19 protein-coding genes are annotated in these 15,384 nt (G+C 61.1%); 12 read left to right on the top strand and 7 right to left on the bottom strand.

Annotated features, from left to right (window positions below):
- Positions 1–11 precede the first annotated feature (11 nt).
- From M1R55_RS24465 to M1R55_RS24425, 9 genes are all read left to right on the top strand, one after another.
- Positions 12–194 carry a hypothetical protein gene (locus M1R55_RS24465; RefSeq protein WP_249395489.1) on the top strand — a complete coding sequence of 61 codons (183 nt, stop codon included), beginning with the start codon at positions 12–14 and terminating at the stop codon, positions 192–194.
- A 552-nt stretch (positions 195–746) separates the two neighbouring features.
- Entirely contained in the window at positions 747–1,148 is a 402-nt protein-coding gene (locus M1R55_RS24460) for a helix-turn-helix domain-containing protein (protein ID WP_249395488.1), read from the top strand.
- A 115-nt stretch (positions 1,149–1,263) separates the two neighbouring features.
- The gene (locus M1R55_RS24455; protein WP_249395487.1) at positions 1,264–1,815 is read left to right on the top strand and encodes a dihydrofolate reductase family protein; all 552 of its coding nucleotides are present in this window, start codon (positions 1,264–1,266) and stop codon (positions 1,813–1,815) included.
- A gap of 469 nt (positions 1,816–2,284) precedes the next feature.
- Positions 2,285–2,740, top strand: a complete 456-nt coding sequence (locus M1R55_RS24450) for a type II toxin-antitoxin system HicB family antitoxin (RefSeq protein ID WP_249395486.1) — start codon at positions 2,285–2,287, stop codon at positions 2,738–2,740.
- A 493-nt stretch (positions 2,741–3,233) separates the two neighbouring features.
- Positions 3,234–4,310: a nitronate monooxygenase family protein gene (locus M1R55_RS24445; RefSeq protein WP_249395485.1), complete on the top strand. Its 1,077-nt coding sequence runs from the start codon at positions 3,234–3,236 to the stop codon at positions 4,308–4,310.
- A gap of 224 nt (positions 4,311–4,534) precedes the next feature.
- Positions 4,535–4,687 carry a hypothetical protein gene (locus M1R55_RS24440; protein WP_249395484.1) on the top strand — a complete coding sequence of 51 codons (153 nt, stop codon included), beginning with the start codon at positions 4,535–4,537 and terminating at the stop codon, positions 4,685–4,687.
- Positions 4,688–4,783: 96 nt separating this feature from the next.
- Positions 4,784–5,224, top strand: coding sequence for a hypothetical protein (locus M1R55_RS24435; protein WP_249395483.1), 441 nt, complete (start codon positions 4,784–4,786; stop codon positions 5,222–5,224).
- Positions 5,225–5,426: 202 nt separating this feature from the next.
- Complete coding sequence (locus M1R55_RS24430; RefSeq protein WP_249395482.1) at positions 5,427–5,969, top strand: WD40 repeat domain-containing protein; 543 nt, start codon at positions 5,427–5,429, stop codon at positions 5,967–5,969.
- Positions 5,966–7,171: a WD40 repeat domain-containing protein gene (locus tag M1R55_RS24425; protein ID WP_249395481.1), complete on the top strand. Its 1,206-nt coding sequence runs from the start codon at positions 5,966–5,968 to the stop codon at positions 7,169–7,171. Before M1R55_RS24430 ends, M1R55_RS24425 begins: the two co-directional genes overlap by 4 nt.
- A gap of 543 nt (positions 7,172–7,714) precedes the next feature.
- On the opposite strand, the gene M1R55_RS24420 is transcribed toward M1R55_RS24425, so the two are convergent.
- On the bottom strand, positions 7,715–8,668 hold the full coding sequence (locus M1R55_RS24420) for a peptidoglycan-binding protein (RefSeq protein WP_249395480.1): 954 nt from the start codon (positions 8,666–8,668) through the stop codon (positions 7,715–7,717).
- A 325-nt stretch (positions 8,669–8,993) separates the two neighbouring features.
- Here M1R55_RS24420 and M1R55_RS24415 point away from each other — a divergent pair, with 325 nt between their 5' ends.
- Positions 8,994–9,158, top strand: coding sequence for a hypothetical protein (locus M1R55_RS24415; RefSeq protein ID WP_249395479.1), 165 nt, complete (start codon positions 8,994–8,996; stop codon positions 9,156–9,158).
- Between the two features lie 140 nt (positions 9,159–9,298).
- Here M1R55_RS24415 and M1R55_RS24410 read toward each other — a convergent pair whose 3' ends face one another.
- Both M1R55_RS24410 and M1R55_RS24405 read right to left on the bottom strand, forming a co-directional pair.
- A complete protein-coding gene (locus M1R55_RS24410) occupies positions 9,299–9,484 on the bottom strand; it encodes a hypothetical protein (protein WP_249395478.1) in 186 nt (61 codons plus the stop codon).
- The gene (locus M1R55_RS24405; RefSeq protein ID WP_249395477.1) at positions 9,481–11,661 is read right to left on the bottom strand and encodes a heavy metal translocating P-type ATPase; all 2,181 of its coding nucleotides are present in this window, start codon (positions 11,659–11,661) and stop codon (positions 9,481–9,483) included. Before M1R55_RS24405 ends, M1R55_RS24410 begins: the two co-directional genes overlap by 4 nt.
- A gap of 212 nt (positions 11,662–11,873) precedes the next feature.
- On the opposite strand from M1R55_RS24405, the gene M1R55_RS24400 reads away from it, so the two are divergent.
- Positions 11,874–12,422, top strand: a complete 549-nt coding sequence (locus M1R55_RS24400) for a GNAT family N-acetyltransferase (RefSeq protein WP_249395476.1) — start codon at positions 11,874–11,876, stop codon at positions 12,420–12,422.
- 89 nt (positions 12,423–12,511) lie between these two features.
- Here M1R55_RS24400 and M1R55_RS24395 read toward each other — a convergent pair whose 3' ends face one another.
- Positions 12,512–12,970: a transposase family protein gene (locus M1R55_RS24395; RefSeq protein ID WP_249395475.1), complete on the bottom strand. Its 459-nt coding sequence runs from the start codon at positions 12,968–12,970 to the stop codon at positions 12,512–12,514.
- Complete coding sequence (locus M1R55_RS24390; RefSeq protein ID WP_249395474.1) at positions 12,907–13,350, bottom strand: transposase family protein; 444 nt, start codon at positions 13,348–13,350, stop codon at positions 12,907–12,909. Before M1R55_RS24390 ends, M1R55_RS24395 begins: the two co-directional genes overlap by 64 nt.
- Before the next feature lie 222 nt (positions 13,351–13,572).
- On the opposite strand from M1R55_RS24390, the gene M1R55_RS24385 reads away from it, so the two are divergent.
- On the top strand, positions 13,573–14,157 hold the full coding sequence (locus M1R55_RS24385) for a DUF1349 domain-containing protein (protein WP_249395473.1): 585 nt from the start codon (positions 13,573–13,575) through the stop codon (positions 14,155–14,157).
- Between the two features lie 479 nt (positions 14,158–14,636).
- On the opposite strand, the gene M1R55_RS32430 is transcribed toward M1R55_RS24385, so the two are convergent.
- Together M1R55_RS32430 and M1R55_RS24375 are read right to left on the bottom strand one after the other, a co-directional pair.
- Positions 14,637–14,792 (bottom strand): hypothetical protein, encoded by a 156-nt coding sequence (locus M1R55_RS32430; protein WP_371827289.1) that lies wholly within the window; start codon positions 14,790–14,792, stop codon positions 14,637–14,639.
- Positions 14,793–14,881: 89 nt separating this feature from the next.
- A complete protein-coding gene (locus M1R55_RS24375; protein ID WP_249395471.1) occupies positions 14,882–15,220 on the bottom strand; it encodes a hypothetical protein in 339 nt (112 codons plus the stop codon).
- Between the last annotated feature and the right edge of the window lie 164 nt (positions 15,221–15,384).

Here is a 15,384-nt window from a genome sequence, read left to right as displayed (position 1 = left end):
TTCTTCAAGCTGTGCAGCTCGATGACTGGTACGGGCAGCCGGTCAACCTGCACGCGGGCCGCCTGATCGGCATGCCGTGGACTTGCGCGCCGCTGCAGGGGCCGGTGGTGTTGGTGCCGCTGCCAGACGGCCAGAACAACCGCGCCGAGCGCGATCACCAGCGGCCGCTACTTCGTGATGCTGGACGCTGTTGATGCTGGGTTCTGCACGGCGGCAGAGGCAGGCATCGGAGTATTGATCCGGGTAGACGCGGCCTAGCACCACAAAGTGCCACAGGTGGGGGCGCAGCCCAATGACCAGCGCACTTGAAAAGCGCTTAATAAGCGCTTTTCTCTCGTCTGCTGCAGAATTTCACTTGAGGCCGTAAACTCACATCTGAATGTCAAGTGCCCGTTTAAGCCCAGAATAAGGAGGCAGGTATCGTCTTCGTTCTCGAAAGCCGTGAATCTCCCTCGTCACTCATTGAAACGGTCTGGCAGTCCGCAAGTACGTGCGGCGGATCATTCATTTCTCTGGCGGTGAGTCAGACAGAACTAGTGTTCACACGCCGAAAGGGGGCCACGACCGTTGTCCTGCGCGGGCCGGAAACCAGCGCGACTATCGCCCAAACTCCCAGTGACGCTGAGTTCTTTGGAATAACGTTTCCACTTGGTGTTTTTCTTCCAGCGCTCCCCCCAACGGCGCTGGTGGACCGTCACGCCGCCTTGACCAGTTCGGGAACCTCATTTTGGCTGGGTGATAACGTCTTGCCCAATCCTGCCCCGGATGAGTCTGAACTCTTCGTCGAGCGGTTGGTTCGGCTGGGCCTGTTGCGCTTTGAGCCGATGGTTGAAGTCATCTTGAAAGGTGAATTGGACGGGCGACCATCTACGACCCGCACCGTGCAGCGGCGTTTTTTACAGGCAACTGGCTTATCTCATCGCGCTGTGATGTCGATAGACCGCGCCCAGCGGGCGCTGGCCCTTCTGGAGGCCGGAGTCGCCATTCCTGACGTGATTTACGAGCTGGAGTTTGCCGATCAGCCCCACTTAACCAAGTCGCTTCAGCGCCTGATTGGACGGACACCCGCCCGCGTTGCTAAGGAAGCGTGGAGGCATGCTCCGTTGACCAGCCGGGAGCGCACACGCTCAGAACTTATGCCCAAGTGATTCAGCGGATGTCGTTTCGGTACAAGACCAGACCCAAGGCTGTTCTTTATGCTCCTAACGTAGCGGTTGGACGTGCGAAAAATAACGTCAGTGCTGTGACACAAGGAGAAGCCCTATGCGTAAAGTAACCTCTGGACTGTTTATTTCTATGGATGGCGTGGTCGAGAATCCTGCCGAGTGGCAGGAGACCTTTGATGAGGACATGGGAGCAGAGTTAGCGGAAACCCTGTCTCAGATCGATACCATTCTGCTGGGCCGCAAGACCTATCAGGGGTGGGCTTCCTACTGGCCTATGGCCACGACGGATCTTGACTACGCCAGTCTGATCAACCAGACGCCTAAATATGTGGTGTCCCGCACCCTGCATGATGTCGAATGGGGGCCATTCGATACGGTACAACTCCTTCAGGGTAATCTGGCTGAAGGGATCGGCAAACTCAAAGCACAACCAGGCAAGAACATCGCTGTACAGGGCAGTCCTACGCTGGTCAACTCATTGATTCAGCATGACCTACTCGATGAACTGACCCTCTACATCCACAATGTGGTGGCCTACCATGGGAGACGCTTGTTTGATGGTGGACAGCTCAAACGCTTTGATCTGATCAGGAGTCAATCTACCCGTAGCGGTATTGTTATCGCTACCTACCATCCTCGGCGCGGGTAAAAGAACCTTCGCCCACTCATGCGTTGAACAGAATGGTGTCCTTGGTGTACTAAAGGCCTGCCAAGCGCTTCTGTGAGCACTAGTACTCAGGAATTTGGGCACTTGGCCCTCTGGTACAAGCTGAGATCGGCTGAGCGCCACCACAACACGCTGTAACCCGTTGCCCGTGCCCACCAGCACGGGCTTTTTGGGGTCTTCATATTCGATGTGTGGGATGGAGAGAAGTCGCGCGAAAGGACACAAATCACCGGAAATGGAGGAAAGCCGGAGAGAGCACGCCCATCATCAGCAGCAACGCGACCCGCGAAAGCGACAAAGGACAAGGTGCTTAGAAGACTCGGACTCAAATAAAGGATAGGGGGCCTCGCCCCCTTCCCCAACAACCTCTCCCCAACATTATTACGGCATCCTGCGCCACACTTGCACTTTGCAGTGGACATCATGAAACGCGCCCCTCTAGGAGATCCCCATGAAATACCTCGGACTGATTACGAAAACGGCAGACGGTTACGCGGGGCAGATCGCTGAGCTTTCAGTGCTGGCCACGGGTGACTCACCCACAGAAGTGGAGCAGCTGCTCGCTGAGGGCCTGGCGCTGTACCTCGAAGACCACACCGACATTGTGCCGGTCGCGCAGCGCTTGAGCGACCTGCCTGCCGACTTGCAGGAGACTTACGCGGGGCTGGAGGACGTGCAGGAAGTCTTGCTGGAGCCTGCGCTCATGAATCCGGCCAGTGCAGAGGTGCTCCGGGCCATCGAGCAAAGTAGCCTCAGTTACCGCGAGATCGCCCGCCGCATGGGGACAGGACATGCCGCCATTGCACGCATGGTCGATCCGTTTTACTGGGGGCACGGTTTGCCCACCTTGCGCCGCCTGGCTGAGGTGCTGGGCTTGAAAGTCGAAGTCAGGTTGCTCGCCGCCTAACCCCAACGCAAAAGCGCCCCGCCTGCCAGCCGAAGCTGGGGCGCTTCTCAGGCTAGTGTGGGGAAAAGGTGGTCAGAGCGAGTCCTCCTTCCTCTCTCCTACTCTCGGAACCCTCTGCGCACGCTTCGGAGGGAGTACATCTCCCTAAACGTCACAGCGCCCCGCCCTCACCGGCGGGTGAAGGCAGCACAACACCCGTGCTGTGTTCTGGACGTTAATAAGCCACCCTATTCCCTTAAGCGCTGAGGCTCACGGTTGAGGGCAATTCCGCTTAGCGGGTACCGACCAAGGTAGCCACTAGGTGGTTGTTCAAAACGCCACACTTTTCGGCTGCTCGCTGGCCGTTTATGCGCTGCTCAGTTCTGCTCTCCCTGCACAAAAAATGTTGAGGGACGCCCGTTCCCTTCTGTTCCTCCAGCGAGAACACGTACGGCACTGTATTTTCTCTTTGAGACTGGACAGAGACCTTGAGTCTTTCCCCAGGAGGAGCCCCTTGCAAAGCACCCAGGACTTTCTGAATCGGTTTGGCCTCCAGCACCCGGTCATCCAGGCCCCAATGGCCGGCGTCTTCACGCCCCACCTGGCAGCCGCTGTGTCCAACGCGGGCGGTCTCGGATCGCTGGGCATCGGGGCAAGTACCGTGGCTCAGGCCCGCGAGATGATCAACCAGACGCAGGCCCTGACCTCTTGGCCCTTCAACGTCAATGTCTTTTGCCACGCGCCCGCCCCGCGTGACGCTGCCCGCGAAGCCGCGTGGTTGCACCACCTCGCCCCACTGTTCGCCGCCGTCGGACTGGAGCTCCCCACCGCTCTCAACGAGATTTACCGGCCCTTTCAGACGGATCCAGCAGCCGTTGAGCTGCTGCTCAAACTTCGCCCGGCAGTGGTGAGCTTTCATTTCGGCCTGCCCTTGGCTGACCAACTGGCGGCGCTTCGTCAGGCGGGCATCCGAACCATGGCGACCGCCACCAACCTGCAGGAAGCCCAGCTGATCGAACAGGGCGGGGTGGACGCCATCGTGGCTCAAGGGATGGAGGCCGGAGGCCACCGCGGCGTCTTTGATGCCACCCTGACCGACGAAGGCCTGAGCACCGCCGTGTTGACGCGGCTGCTCGTGCGGCAGACGCAGCTGCCCGTGATCGCAGCGGGCGGCATCATGGACGGCCAGGGCATCAAGGCGGCTTTGGATCTGGGTGCGGCCGCTGCACAACTCGGGACGGCCTTCATTCTCTGCCCGGAGTCTGCCGCCAACACGGCCTACCGGGCGAACCTGAAGAGTGCGCGGGCGGCCACCACCCGTCTGACCGCCGCCATCTCGGGACGGGCCGCGCGGGGGATCGTGAATGACCTGATCACTCACGGCGAAGGAAATGGAACCCCAGTCCCAGCGGCCTATCCCGTGGCGTATGACGCGGCCAAGCAACTGCATGCCGCTGCGGCTCAGCGAAACAACCATGAGTTCGCTGCACATTGGGCGGGGCAAGGCGCACCCTTGGCGCGTGAGTTGCCCGCAGCCGACCTGATCCGGCAGCTTCTAGAGGAATGGCGTGGTGAAGGAAGACTGGCCTAAGCCGAGCATGGGTCGTCCCTGCGCCGGAGGTCGACAACGAGACTCTCTTTCGGTGACGCAGAGTGGAAATCATTGTGCTTGAAGATCGCTGATGGTCAAGCCGCTCTTGCCCGGTTGAGCCAGACCCGTCAGACTGAGGCCCTGCTGATCCGCTCCCCCAGCCATAGGCGAATTACGCGGGGTGGTTCGACGCCTCGCCTCAGCGCGAGCGCCATCTGCTGGTCGTGCACCGCCTGCACAGCGAGGTCTTCAATGCTGGTGCTGGGTTCGCCCAGCGGATTCAAAACGGCGACTTCATTCGTGACCGTGCCCCGCTGGAGTTGGCGCTGACGCGGATGTTCTCTATCTCGCAGCGGCTCCTGCGCCTCCTCCCTTGACCACAGCGTGCACGCGCACCAAAACGCCCCGCTCTATAGTGCACGCATGCCCCGTGGGAACGCCCGTTCTACCCTCGCCCCCACCTGGAAGCCCACGTGACCCAGTCGAAATACACTGCCCGTGCCCGGGCGGCACGGCCCCAAGTGCTGGAGGTCTTGGCCACCCAAGCCACTTGGCCCCTCGAACAGTTGCAGGCCGAACTCAATCTCCCGCTGCCAGTTCTTCAAGAACTGCTGGCTGATCTGGTCGCCACAGATCAGGTAAGGCAGCGCTTTGTTGCTTCAGATCCTCCCCACCGTCCCGGCGCCGCCTACAGCCTGAACGGCGCTCCTCCACTCCATGATCCACACCCCCTCTCACCCGTAGAAACCCAAGTGTTGACCTTTTTGTTGGGCCGCAAGGAAACGCTCACAAGCGTCTGTACGGCCTTACGACTGAGCAAAACCGAGGTCGCTCAGGCCCTCACCAACCTGGATACCAGAGACTTGATCACGTGCAAATTTGTCGGTCACCTGACGATCTTCTCGGTGCGCTAATTATTCCCTCCACTGCGGCTCCCGGGGCAGCTGCGGCGGTCAATCTCTCCTCACGGGTTGAGGCTGACCACACTCACCCGCACAACCGATGAGCATTGTCCAAGGCACAGAGCATAGGCTTCCTCTGCTCAGCAGGTGCAGCGTTCCCAGCGCGACCATGCCAGTACGATGTGGTCATGCGCCCCTTCACACACGCTGTCCTGTGTTCTGTCCTGATCGCGTCCCCGGTGAATGCGGCGTCCATCCCGCAGTTCCCACCCCGCACCTCGTGGTGGGTGAGGGCCGCACCTCCTCAGTCGCACTCTCTCCGGACGGAACCCTGCTGCTCAGCGGCGGGGCACGGCGTCTGCTGCGTGACCCGAGAACCGGCCGTGTCCTCCGGGCCCTTCCAGCGGAAGACTGCCTCTCCCAGGCCGTCATGTTCTCACCGGATGGCCTGCTCGCCGCGGCCAATTGCTCGGGAGTTCCCGACACGATTCGGGTGTGGGATGTCGCGACGGGTGAGATGGTGGGCCGTCACGTTTACTCGCGCTACCAGTTCCAATTCAGCCTCAACCGCACCGGTCACCTGCTGAGTGTCAGTGAGGGCACGGTTTCCACCGTGCCCGCCCGCGGAGACGCCGCGCCCGTCGTCCTGGCCCGTGGAGAGGCGGCGGAGGTGGCCCCGGACGGACGCACCGTTGTCGTCGTGCAGGGCAGGAAGCTGCACCTGCACAACGCCGCAACGGGCGCACGGCACGGATGAAGACGCTCGGCGCCACCTCCGGACAGCCCGTCTTCTCGGCGGACAGCAAGTTCGTCGCCGTGAGGGTAGGCGGCGGCTGGCAGCTGGTAGACATGCAGACCTCTCGCGTGACCCAACTCGCCATCGGTCAGGCGGACGTGATGGCCATGTCCGCAGGTGCCCGAACACTGCTGTTGGCAGTGGGTAACAAGGAGAGAGACCCGCAATTGACCCTCCAGGAACGCGCAGCTTCTCGGCAACCACGGCTGCTCTCCCCCACCATCACCGCCGTGAATTTCGGGTGGCGGCAAGCAGCCTGGTCTGCGGACGGCCAGCATCTCTGGGTGGCTGGATCTCAGGGCCTGTTTCAAGTGAATCTGGGAACCCGGCAGGCGAAGGCGGTGAAGCTGACGATCTTCGGACAGAATCAGGGCGCAGTGGTCACGGCAGGAACGCATGCCTTCGTGAATCTCGACGAGGGAGCCGTGGTGAGCGTGAATCTCACCACGGGTCAGGTATCGGGCACCTTCGGTCAGGGTGGGGCGGCCCTGCCGGTCGGCGCGACGAACAAGGAGGTGGTGACCTTGGAAGGGGGACGCCTGCTGCGGTGGAACCTCAATGGAGGCGCACCTCGCCTGCTCCTGAAGGGCGTGACTGTCGCCGCGAGCCAGGGAAGCACCGTGGTGGCTCTGACGAAAGACGCCCTGTACCGCTTTCAGGGCGCGTCCTGGACGCCACAACAATGGGCGCTGCGCCAACCTGTGTTTTACGAGTGGCTCTCGATCAGTGTAGGAGGGGAGCGACTCCTCGCTGGTTACGCGGGGATGGAAGGCTCGACCACCGATCTGATGACCCTGAGCGGTCAACAGGCGCACGTGAAGATTTTGTCCGAGGAGGGCATCCCTGCGCGGCTGTCTCCGGACGGGACGCGTGCTGCCTGGCTTCAGGCGGACGGAGTGGAGTTGACGGACGTGACGAGTAGCCGAGTGCTGTGGTTCGCCCCTGGGCAGGCCCGTGCCGGGATGTTCACCCCAGATGGGACGCATCTGGTGATCGCGGGGTACGGCAGCACCGTGGTCGTTCACGATGTGACGTCGGGACGCGTCGTGCAGAGCTTGTCTGGCAATGGAGGGTGGGCAGACTCCCTCGCGTTTACGGAGGACGGGCAGCTCGTGACTCTGGGCGTTGAGGGCACGGTGCGCGTGTGGAAGCTCGGGCGCTGATTGCACGTCACCGAAGCTGCGACCTTGAGAGGCTTCTGTGCTGGGGTCAGCAGGAGCTGCAGATGGAGGATGGCGCGTCCCATGCGCAGTTTGTTGGCTTGAATGAGGCCGCAATGGCAGGTCAGTTCACTTCGGCTGAAGCAGCTACCTACAGCGCTGTGTTGCCTTGATCGGTCGCGCCGCGGTACTGACCGTTCCCCTAGGCCAGCGATCACTGGAGAGACGCTGTCAATGACAGCGCCAGATTCCGCAACGCTCCTTTCTAAATCGAGAGGGTTGCCGCTTGTGCACTGGGCCCGGAAACCGCGCTTCGTACCGTAAACGACAGGGTTCCGCGCCGTGGATTGAGTTCAGGGAGTCTCCCTTGAATGACCACCTGCGCCTCTACAACGGTCTCGCCTTCACCAGACGGAGGGATACTGACCTGCCGTGATTGACTCAACACCGCTTTTGATCGGAGTCCGTAAAGTGCGGGCGTTCCCCCGTTCGCATGTCACAAAGGAGGGACACCCGCCTAGGTGTCCCTCCTGCTGAGTGCTGACCTCAATTCCAGGCGCAGTGCACGTGGTTGTTGTGCCGCCCCGAAGAGTCGTTATACGCATTGAACGTCTGGCTCGGATCTGAACCCGCGGCGATACAGGCATTGCGCGCGGCGGTATGGGCACTGTTCGGTGTCGAGAGGCTGGTTCCATTCCAGATCCCGATATCGATCGCCAGGCCCGCGTAATGGTCAGAGTTCGTCGAGTGCACGCCACCGGCCAGAGACGTGATGTGATACGAGTTTCCCGCGTTCGCCATCTTCAGCGCCCCCTCCAGCATGGAGCGCTTCAGGGTGGTCGTCAGGCCACAGTTGGCGTTGCCGTTACACCCGCGCTTGGTCACCAGACCATTGGACGTGTCGATGATGTTCTGGCGGGGACTCCCCCCGGTGGTGCTGCTGCTCGTTCCGAGGGCAATGCGGCTGCTGTTCAGGATCTGTGTGGCCAGGCTGGCCGTCGTGCCGGTGGTCGGCGTACTGGTTCCAGTGACCAGAGCATGCCAAGTATTGAGCCCGACGATGCCATCAGCGCCCAGTTCGCGTTTGGTCTGAAAATCTCGAACCGCGGTGTTCGTACCCGCGCCGAAAATGCCGTCCACGGTGACCGAGGAGTAGCCGTAACCAGCGCGCAATTGATCCTGGACAGCCCGCACGGCGTTGTTGTTGTCGCCCTGCCGAACGGTCTTGATCAGGGCTTCCCAGGTGTTCCCACCCACAATGCCGTCCACGGTAAGACTCCGTGCCGCCTGGAAGTTGCGCACCGCCGTGTTCGTACTGGATCCGAAGATGCCGTCGAGATCCACGGGTTGCCCGGATTCCCGGAGGAGGTACTGGAGGGTGTAGACATCGCGGCCGGAGTCGCCCTGACGGAGGGCTTGCCAGCTGAGCACTGAGGCGAAGGCGGCGGGGGCCTGCGTGACAAGGGCAATGGTGGTGAGGGCAAGTAAGCCTGTACGCATGAGTTCTCCTTCCGTGACCGGTGGGTCAACGGCGCCATTGTGAGCAGATTAGAACAAATGTTACAAACAGGCACTGCTCAACACCACCTCATTCAATAAAGGACGAAGCCGCGCGCACTGACAGAGGAGAAGGCCGAGCAGCGTTTGAGATCGGCTCAGCGCGGCCGAATACGGCCGACCAAGGCAGACATCAAGATGAGCAACAGGCCTTGAACCACTCAAGGTGGAAACATGGGCTTGCCTATTGAAGTGTTCACTCGTTCGAAGCAGGGGTGTTGACTGGTGTATCGCCTTAACTGGATCTAGGGAGGCTGACTGTCCGTGGATGGCCCCAAGCCCCACCTTTACCGAGCATCATTGGGGACGCAATCTGGGTGTACCACCGATTTCTACCCCCGCTCTGGAAATTCCCAGTCTGATGAACGTCGACCACCAGCAGGTCATCAGGGGTGCCCATTGCAACAACATCACTTGGCAAGAACATCGCTGAACACGGTGACAAGAGCGAAATCAGCAAGGATTCAAGCGCCGGAATCGCGCTCAGGACTTCCTGAATCCGCACGCCCGAACCCTGAACCTCACCTTCCTGCCCGAACCAACGTCTCCGGTTCGGGCGTTCGCATCAAGGATTCAGAACTCGGCTCCCTGCCGCTGCAGTTGATACCCAGCTGCGAGTTGATACCCAGCTGCGAGGCCTGCCTGTCCCCCTCCGTCATCCGGCAGCCTGGTGCGGGCGCGGGCCACAGCTTCCGGGTGGGTGCAGGCTGTCTCACAGTCCACTTCGGCCGCACGCTGTTCCATCAAGGCCCCGGTCATAGTGTGCCTGCGTTCGGCACTGGCTGCCGCTGCACTTTGGTCTTGGTTTGGACTCCCCCGCCCTGAAAGCGCAGCAATCTGAGGGCGTTAGCGGTCACCAGTGCGGTCGCGCCCGTGTCGGACAGAATGGCGGGCCACAAACCCGTAATGCCGAGCAGGGTGGTGACCAGAAAAACGGCTTTGAGCCCCACCGCGAAGATGACGTTCTGTTTGATGTTCCTCATGGTCGCCCGCGAGAGCTGCACCAGCTCAGTCACGCCGCCGACTTCATGGCGGAGCAGGGCGGCGTCGGCCGTTTCCAGGGCCACGTCCGTTCCGCCTCCCATGGCAATGCCGACATCCGAGGCCGCCAGTGCAGGAGCGTCATTGATGCCGTCTCCGACCATCGCCACGCCGCCTTGACGTTTCAAGTCCTCAATCAAGCGCAGTTTGTCTTCGGGCAACAGTTCGGCCTGCACGTCCAACCCAAGGTCTTGAGCAATGGCCTGTGCGGTTCGGGCATTGTCTCCGGTCAGCATCAGGGGGCGCACGCCCAGAGCTTTGAGCTGCACGATGGCTTCCCGCGCGTCGGCCCGCGGTTCGTCGCGGATGGCGATCAGGCCCAGAATGCGTGCTCCGTCCAGTAGAGTGACGACGGTTTTCCCCTGAGCCTCCAACTTCTGCGCTTCCACTTCGACCTCGGCGGTCAGGGCGCCCTGTTCCCGGGCGTAACGGGGAGAGCCGACAGCCAGCTCCCGGCCATCCAGGGTCGCGAGGACTGCTCTGCCGGGCAGAGCGCGGGCCTCTTGGACGGCAGGCAGCTCCACGCCCTGGATGTGCCCCAGAATGGCTTTGGCCAGCGGATGACTGGAACCCTGCTCTACCGCCGCTGCAAGCCGCAGCACTTCGCCTGCCTCCGTTCCGAACGGCACAACGTCGGTCACTTTCGGCTGCCCGGCAGTCAGGGTGCCGGTCTTGTCAAAGGCAATGGTCTTGACGCTGCCGATGGCTTCCAGCGCCGCGCCACCTTTGATCAGCAGCCCCCGGCGGGCTCCAGCGCTGATGCCGCTCGTGATGGCAGCGGGCACGCTGAGGACCAGAGCACAGGGACAACCGATGAGCAGCAGGGCCACACCTTTGTACAGCCACTCGTTCCAGCTGCCGTTCAGCAGCAAGGGGGGCAGGATGGCTGTGAGGGTGGCAATCAGCACGACGATAGGCGTGTAGACACGCGAGAAACGGTCGATAAAACGTGCCACAGGTGCTTTATTGGCTTCCGCCTGCTCGACCAGGTGAATGATGCGCGCGATGGTGTTGTCGCTGGCAGCCGTATCGACGTGAATTTTCAGCACGCCGTCGGTGTTGATGCTCCCCGCGTAGACAGTGTCGCCCACCGTCTTGAACACAGGCACGCTCTCGCCGGTCACGGGGGAGTCGTCGAGGCTCGACTGACCTTCGAGAATGGTGCCATCAGCGGGAACGCGGCCGCCCGGCTGAACCTGCACGAACTGTCCGACCTGCAGCGTATCGGCGGGCACCTCGAAGACCTTGCCTTTTTTCAGCACGAAGGCAGTCTTGGGGGCGAGCGCGGCCAGGGCCTGAATGCCGCTGCGGGCACGGCCCACAGCGATGCCTTCGAGCAGTTCCCCGATGGCGAAGAAAAACACGACCACCGCCGCTTCGGCACCCTCTCCGATGGTCAGAGCACCGATAGCCGCCAGGGTCACCAAGGTGTTGATGCTGAAGGGGTCTCCGGCACGGGCCGCAGCGACCGCCTTCTTGGCCAGCGGCCACGTTCCGATCAACGTGGCGGCCACGTAGCCCCAGGCGGCCAGAGCAGGCTCGAGCAGGCCGAACAGGAACGCCAGTACCAGCAACGCGCCCGTGGTCAACACCAGGCGACCTTGATTGGTGCGGTACCAGGCCCGGGGGGTGTGCGCCCTATCGCCGTGTTCGCCGTTCATCAGGCGGGGTTCGTGGCCCAGGCTGCGTAGGGTCTTTTCCAAGGTGGCCCGAGGGGTTTGCGTCTCGTCAAGCGTCAGGGTGAGCATCTGCTTGGTCAGGTTGGTTCGGGCATTGTTCGTCCCTGGCATGCGTTCCAGAGCCCCTTCAATTTTGCGGACGCAGGTGGGGCAGTCCATGCCTTCGACAAAGTAGTCAAGTTCCGTGGCACCGGAAATGGGTCGAGAAGCCGTCATGACAGAACTATATATGAATGTATGCTCAGATGTCTAATCGAGATTGAGAGCTGATTCAACTCTGCGGAGGACGGTACATTTCCACGCGGCTGAGTCCCGACCGGACTTCTTCCCGGTAGCTGCGGCCGTGGATCGGACATTCCGGAGTAAACCCGGCAGGACGCGACGCCAACCCGTTCCAGAGCACGCCGCAGAGTGCCTATCATTGCGGCATGATTCAACTCCGGCCAGCGGCCGCTGCTGATGCCCTCGCCGTCGCGCAACTTCACGCGCTGAGCTGGCGCACTGCTTACCGGGGCCAGTTTAGCGACGCCTTCCTTGACGGTGACATCCTCACCGACCGAACACGCCTCTGGACGAGCCGGTTGCAGCAACCAGATCAACGCCAGAACGTGACCGTCGCCGAACTCGACGGGAGCTTGGTGGGATTCAGCTGCATCTACTCCAATGACCATCCACACTGGGGCACGTTGCTCGACAACCTGCATGTTCAACCGACCCTGAAGGGAACGGGCATCGGCGCTGCCTTACTGCGCAAAGTCGCTCGCGATTGCCGGGCTCAAAGTCCAGCGTCCAGCCTCTACTTATGGGTTCTGGACGCCAACCACGACGCGCGGAATTTCTATGAACACCAGGGTGGGAGGTGCGCGGATGAGGAAGTCTGGTCCCCTCCCGGCGGCGGGAAGGTGAAGCGGCTCCGGTATATCTGGCCCGCAGATAAGCTGCCCCTTGACCCCTCGTCAGAATTTCAGCAGTTGTGATCCAACTCATCGGGCGCCAAAGCCAGCGAACGGCGGGTCAGCTGGGGGTGAGGGCTGAGACAAACTGTTTATTAGACCTCTTGCGAAAGTCATGACGGGCAGGCTCGGGTCAGGTTGCAGAGCGCGGCAATGAGCTGAACCCGGAGGGCGAAACGACGCCGTCGATGGCGATAGACGCCCTTCAGGACACGAAAAATCTTCATGCGGCGAATGACATGCTCAATACTCTGCCGGGTATGGGCCAGCACGCGGTTTTCCTGGCGCTGGTCGGTGGAGAGAGGCGACGCGCGCGTCGCCTGATGGGGGGTGATGGCCTGCCCGTGGCTCCGCCAGAGTCCCTGGTACCTGGCATCCCCGATCAGGGCCGTCTCGTGGGGCAACCGCACTCCAGATTGACGAAAGAGCTTCACATCATGAACCGCCCCAGCACTCGTGGCCGTGCCGAGGATGCGCTGCGTCACCGTGCACATCAGCACCTGAAACTTCAGGGTATGCCGCTTTTTCTTGCCGCTGTACCAGCGGCGCTGCTTTTTTTGGGTCGTTCGCACGGCACTTCAGAAGCATCGACCGCCACGATGCTGTAGACGAGTTGCGCTTCCTGAAACACGCGTTTTCTGGGCATCTGGAATGGCGTACTGGCGATCAGTGCTGCTTCCACGCGTTCCACCGTGCGGTGCACGCCATCGTCATGGACGCCCCAATCGTCACCCAGATGTGCAAATGTGCGGTACTCGCGCCAGAATTCCAGAGTCATCAGGAGTTGTTCAGCCACGCGAAGCGCGGCTGGGCGGCCAGATTTCTTTTTCCGTTCTTCGCGTTCAGCCAGCACTGCTTCCATCTCGGCGAACGTTTCCGGGTACACCCCGGTGCGTCGACGGAATTGCTTGCGGTTCATCTTCAGGAGGCGTGTCAGGCGGTCTTGCTCCACGCTGCCAGCTTAGCCCACGACTTTCGCAAGAGGTCTATTGATACCGGTAGAAATTGGGGTTGCCTTCAGCGCAATGAGGCAGGCCAGGACACGTCCTGCACAAGACCTCACTTAATACCACAACTCTGATTTACACCTGTTGAAATAGGTGAGAGAAGAATTGAACCAAATACAGAGGGAGCCTCCGGGTCGCTTTTGATACTCAGGAGCTAGGCTGTAAGGATGTGGAACAACCTCATCTGGCATGCGCCACCCCCCTATGCGCAGGAGCAGGAAGACGGTGCGCTGGAGATCGCCACAGGACACCGCACGGACTTTTGGCGTACCACCCAATATGGGTTCGTGCGAGATAACGGCCATGCCCTCCTCGGGATGGCTCCACTTGAATTCACAGCGAGCGTGCGCGTGCAGGGCATGTACGAACACTTGTATGACCAGGCAGGTCTCATGGTGCGGGCCAGCGAAACCCAGTGGGTGAAGACCGGCGTGGAATACGTGGGCCGTCAGCAATGGAGCACAGTTGTCACGCACGAACACTCCGATTGGAGCGTCACTCCTGCGGCCAATCTTTCTGAGGTCACGTTCCGAGTCATCCGGCGCGGCGATGCCCTGATCGTCCATGCACAGCCAGACCAAGGCACGCCTTGGACGTTGCTGCGCGTGGCCTACTTTCCGGCAGGTCTGCCCGCGCAGGTGGGTGTGATGGCCTGCAGTCCAGAGCGCGAGGGTTTCCAAGTGACCTTCCGCGACCTGATTGTGGCTGACGTCGATCGTCGCCCCCTCCACGAGCTCATACAGCCCTATTGATGCCGATTCAGATCGGAGTTGCTGCCGTGAGCCGTTGTGGCAAGCGGATGTCCCGCACTCGCTGCCAACCTGAGCGGAGCCGCGCCTTGAGTTCGGTGCCAAGAGGCCATACTTGACCCAAGAGAGCAACCCATATTGACACCGTCATCAATAGATACCCTTCTCCCCTTCACAGCTTTAACACAGTTGGATGGATGACGCTTAGCGGCGCAGTGCGATGGGGCAGGGACGTCAGGCAACTGAAGGGCTTGCCTCACTTCAAACGCTGCACCCAGGGTCTCCCCTTTGAACCAGGCCGGACTGGACAAGGTCTCGTCGACCGTGAAGACGCTTACCCCACTGATCAGCAAAGCAACTTGCACGAAAGTCGCGGGGTGAAGCAGGCGGAATGGCATGCAGGCAAAAGCCTGCCGGTGGGCGCGAGTTCGATCACCGCGCCGATTGGCTTATGTGTTGGATCACGGGGTTCCTTCGATCATCTACAAATTCTGCTTGAAAAACGCGACGGAACGCGCCAATGCCAGCGTCAAGTTGTTGCTGAGGTCATGGTTGTCATTGGCGTAGGTGAACAGGACATGGGGTTGCTTCGCCTGCTTCAAGGCCCCTGCCAGGACTTGAGAAAATCGGTACGGCACGTGGGTGTCTGCCGTAGCGTGGTGAAGTTGCAGGGAACGTCCTTTCAGGTTTTAAAGAAAGAAGTTCGGTGAGATAGCTTGGTAGGCGTTCACGTTGTTCTCTGGGCGGCCGTATTTCGCCAGCAGTTGGGCCCGCGGATCTGCGGCGACAGCAGCGTGACCTGTTGGCCCGCTTCCACTGCGACCCGGTACTGAAAGGCTGTGCTTCGGTACGGCAGGGTCAGCGTATCGGTGTTGACCGTGCCGTCTCCCATCTTCACCACAGGAGCGCTCAAGCGTTTTCCTGCCGCGCGCCAGACGCCAAAGTTGAAGTAGGGCGTCCATTGGCCGCTGGGCCGGCGAACGCGCACCTCTAGAGTAAAGGGAGAGCCCACGGCTCCGAGAACATTCCAACTGGGAATCAGTTCATTGAAGGGCGGAACGGTCATGGGCGCACTCTCCAGGCGGCCCCCTTGAAGCGTGGGGAGAGGCTGCCAGGTGCCGGTCACGCTCGTCTGTGTCTGCGCCGCTTGAACCGTGGCTACTGGGAGGCCGAAGCTGGTCTGCTGGGCGTAAGGCGCCGCATGGGCCACGGGGGAAAAAAGCAGGGCTG

It is taken from the genome of Deinococcus sp. QL22, assembly GCF_023370075.1.
Taxonomy (GTDB): Bacteria; Deinococcota; Deinococci; order Deinococcales; family Deinococcaceae; genus Deinococcus.
Note: the sequence above shows the minus strand (reverse complement) of the source record. Positions and strands in the feature narration are given on the sequence as shown.

Excerpts from the sequence above, each read along its gene's own strand:
- M1R55_RS24420 (WP_249395480.1), bottom strand. The coding sequence starts at position 8,668 with ATGCGTACAGGCTTACTTGCCCTCACCACCATTGCCCTTGTCACGCAG.
- M1R55_RS24425 (WP_249395481.1), top strand. The coding sequence starts at position 5,966 with ATGAAGACGCTCGGCGCCACCTCCGGACAGCCCGTCTTCTCGGCGGAC.
- M1R55_RS24400 (WP_249395476.1), top strand. The coding sequence starts at position 11,874 with ATGATTCAACTCCGGCCAGCGGCCGCTGCTGATGCCCTCGCCGTCGCG.
- M1R55_RS24450 (WP_249395486.1), top strand. The coding sequence starts at position 2,285 with ATGAAATACCTCGGACTGATTACGAAAACGGCAGACGGTTACGCGGGG.
- M1R55_RS24410 (WP_249395478.1), bottom strand. The coding sequence starts at position 9,484 with ATGACCGGGGCCTTGATGGAACAGCGTGCGGCCGAAGTGGACTGTGAG.
- M1R55_RS24385 (WP_249395473.1), top strand. The coding sequence starts at position 13,573 with ATGTGGAACAACCTCATCTGGCATGCGCCACCCCCCTATGCGCAGGAG.
- M1R55_RS24455 (WP_249395487.1), top strand. The coding sequence starts at position 1,264 with ATGCGTAAAGTAACCTCTGGACTGTTTATTTCTATGGATGGCGTGGTC.
- M1R55_RS24375 (WP_249395471.1), bottom strand. The coding sequence starts at position 15,220 with ATGACCGTTCCGCCCTTCAATGAACTGATTCCCAGTTGGAATGTTCTC.
- M1R55_RS24405 (WP_249395477.1), bottom strand. The coding sequence starts at position 11,661 with ATGACGGCTTCTCGACCCATTTCCGGTGCCACGGAACTTGACTACTTT.
- M1R55_RS24415 (WP_249395479.1), top strand. The coding sequence starts at position 8,994 with ATGGCCCCAAGCCCCACCTTTACCGAGCATCATTGGGGACGCAATCTG.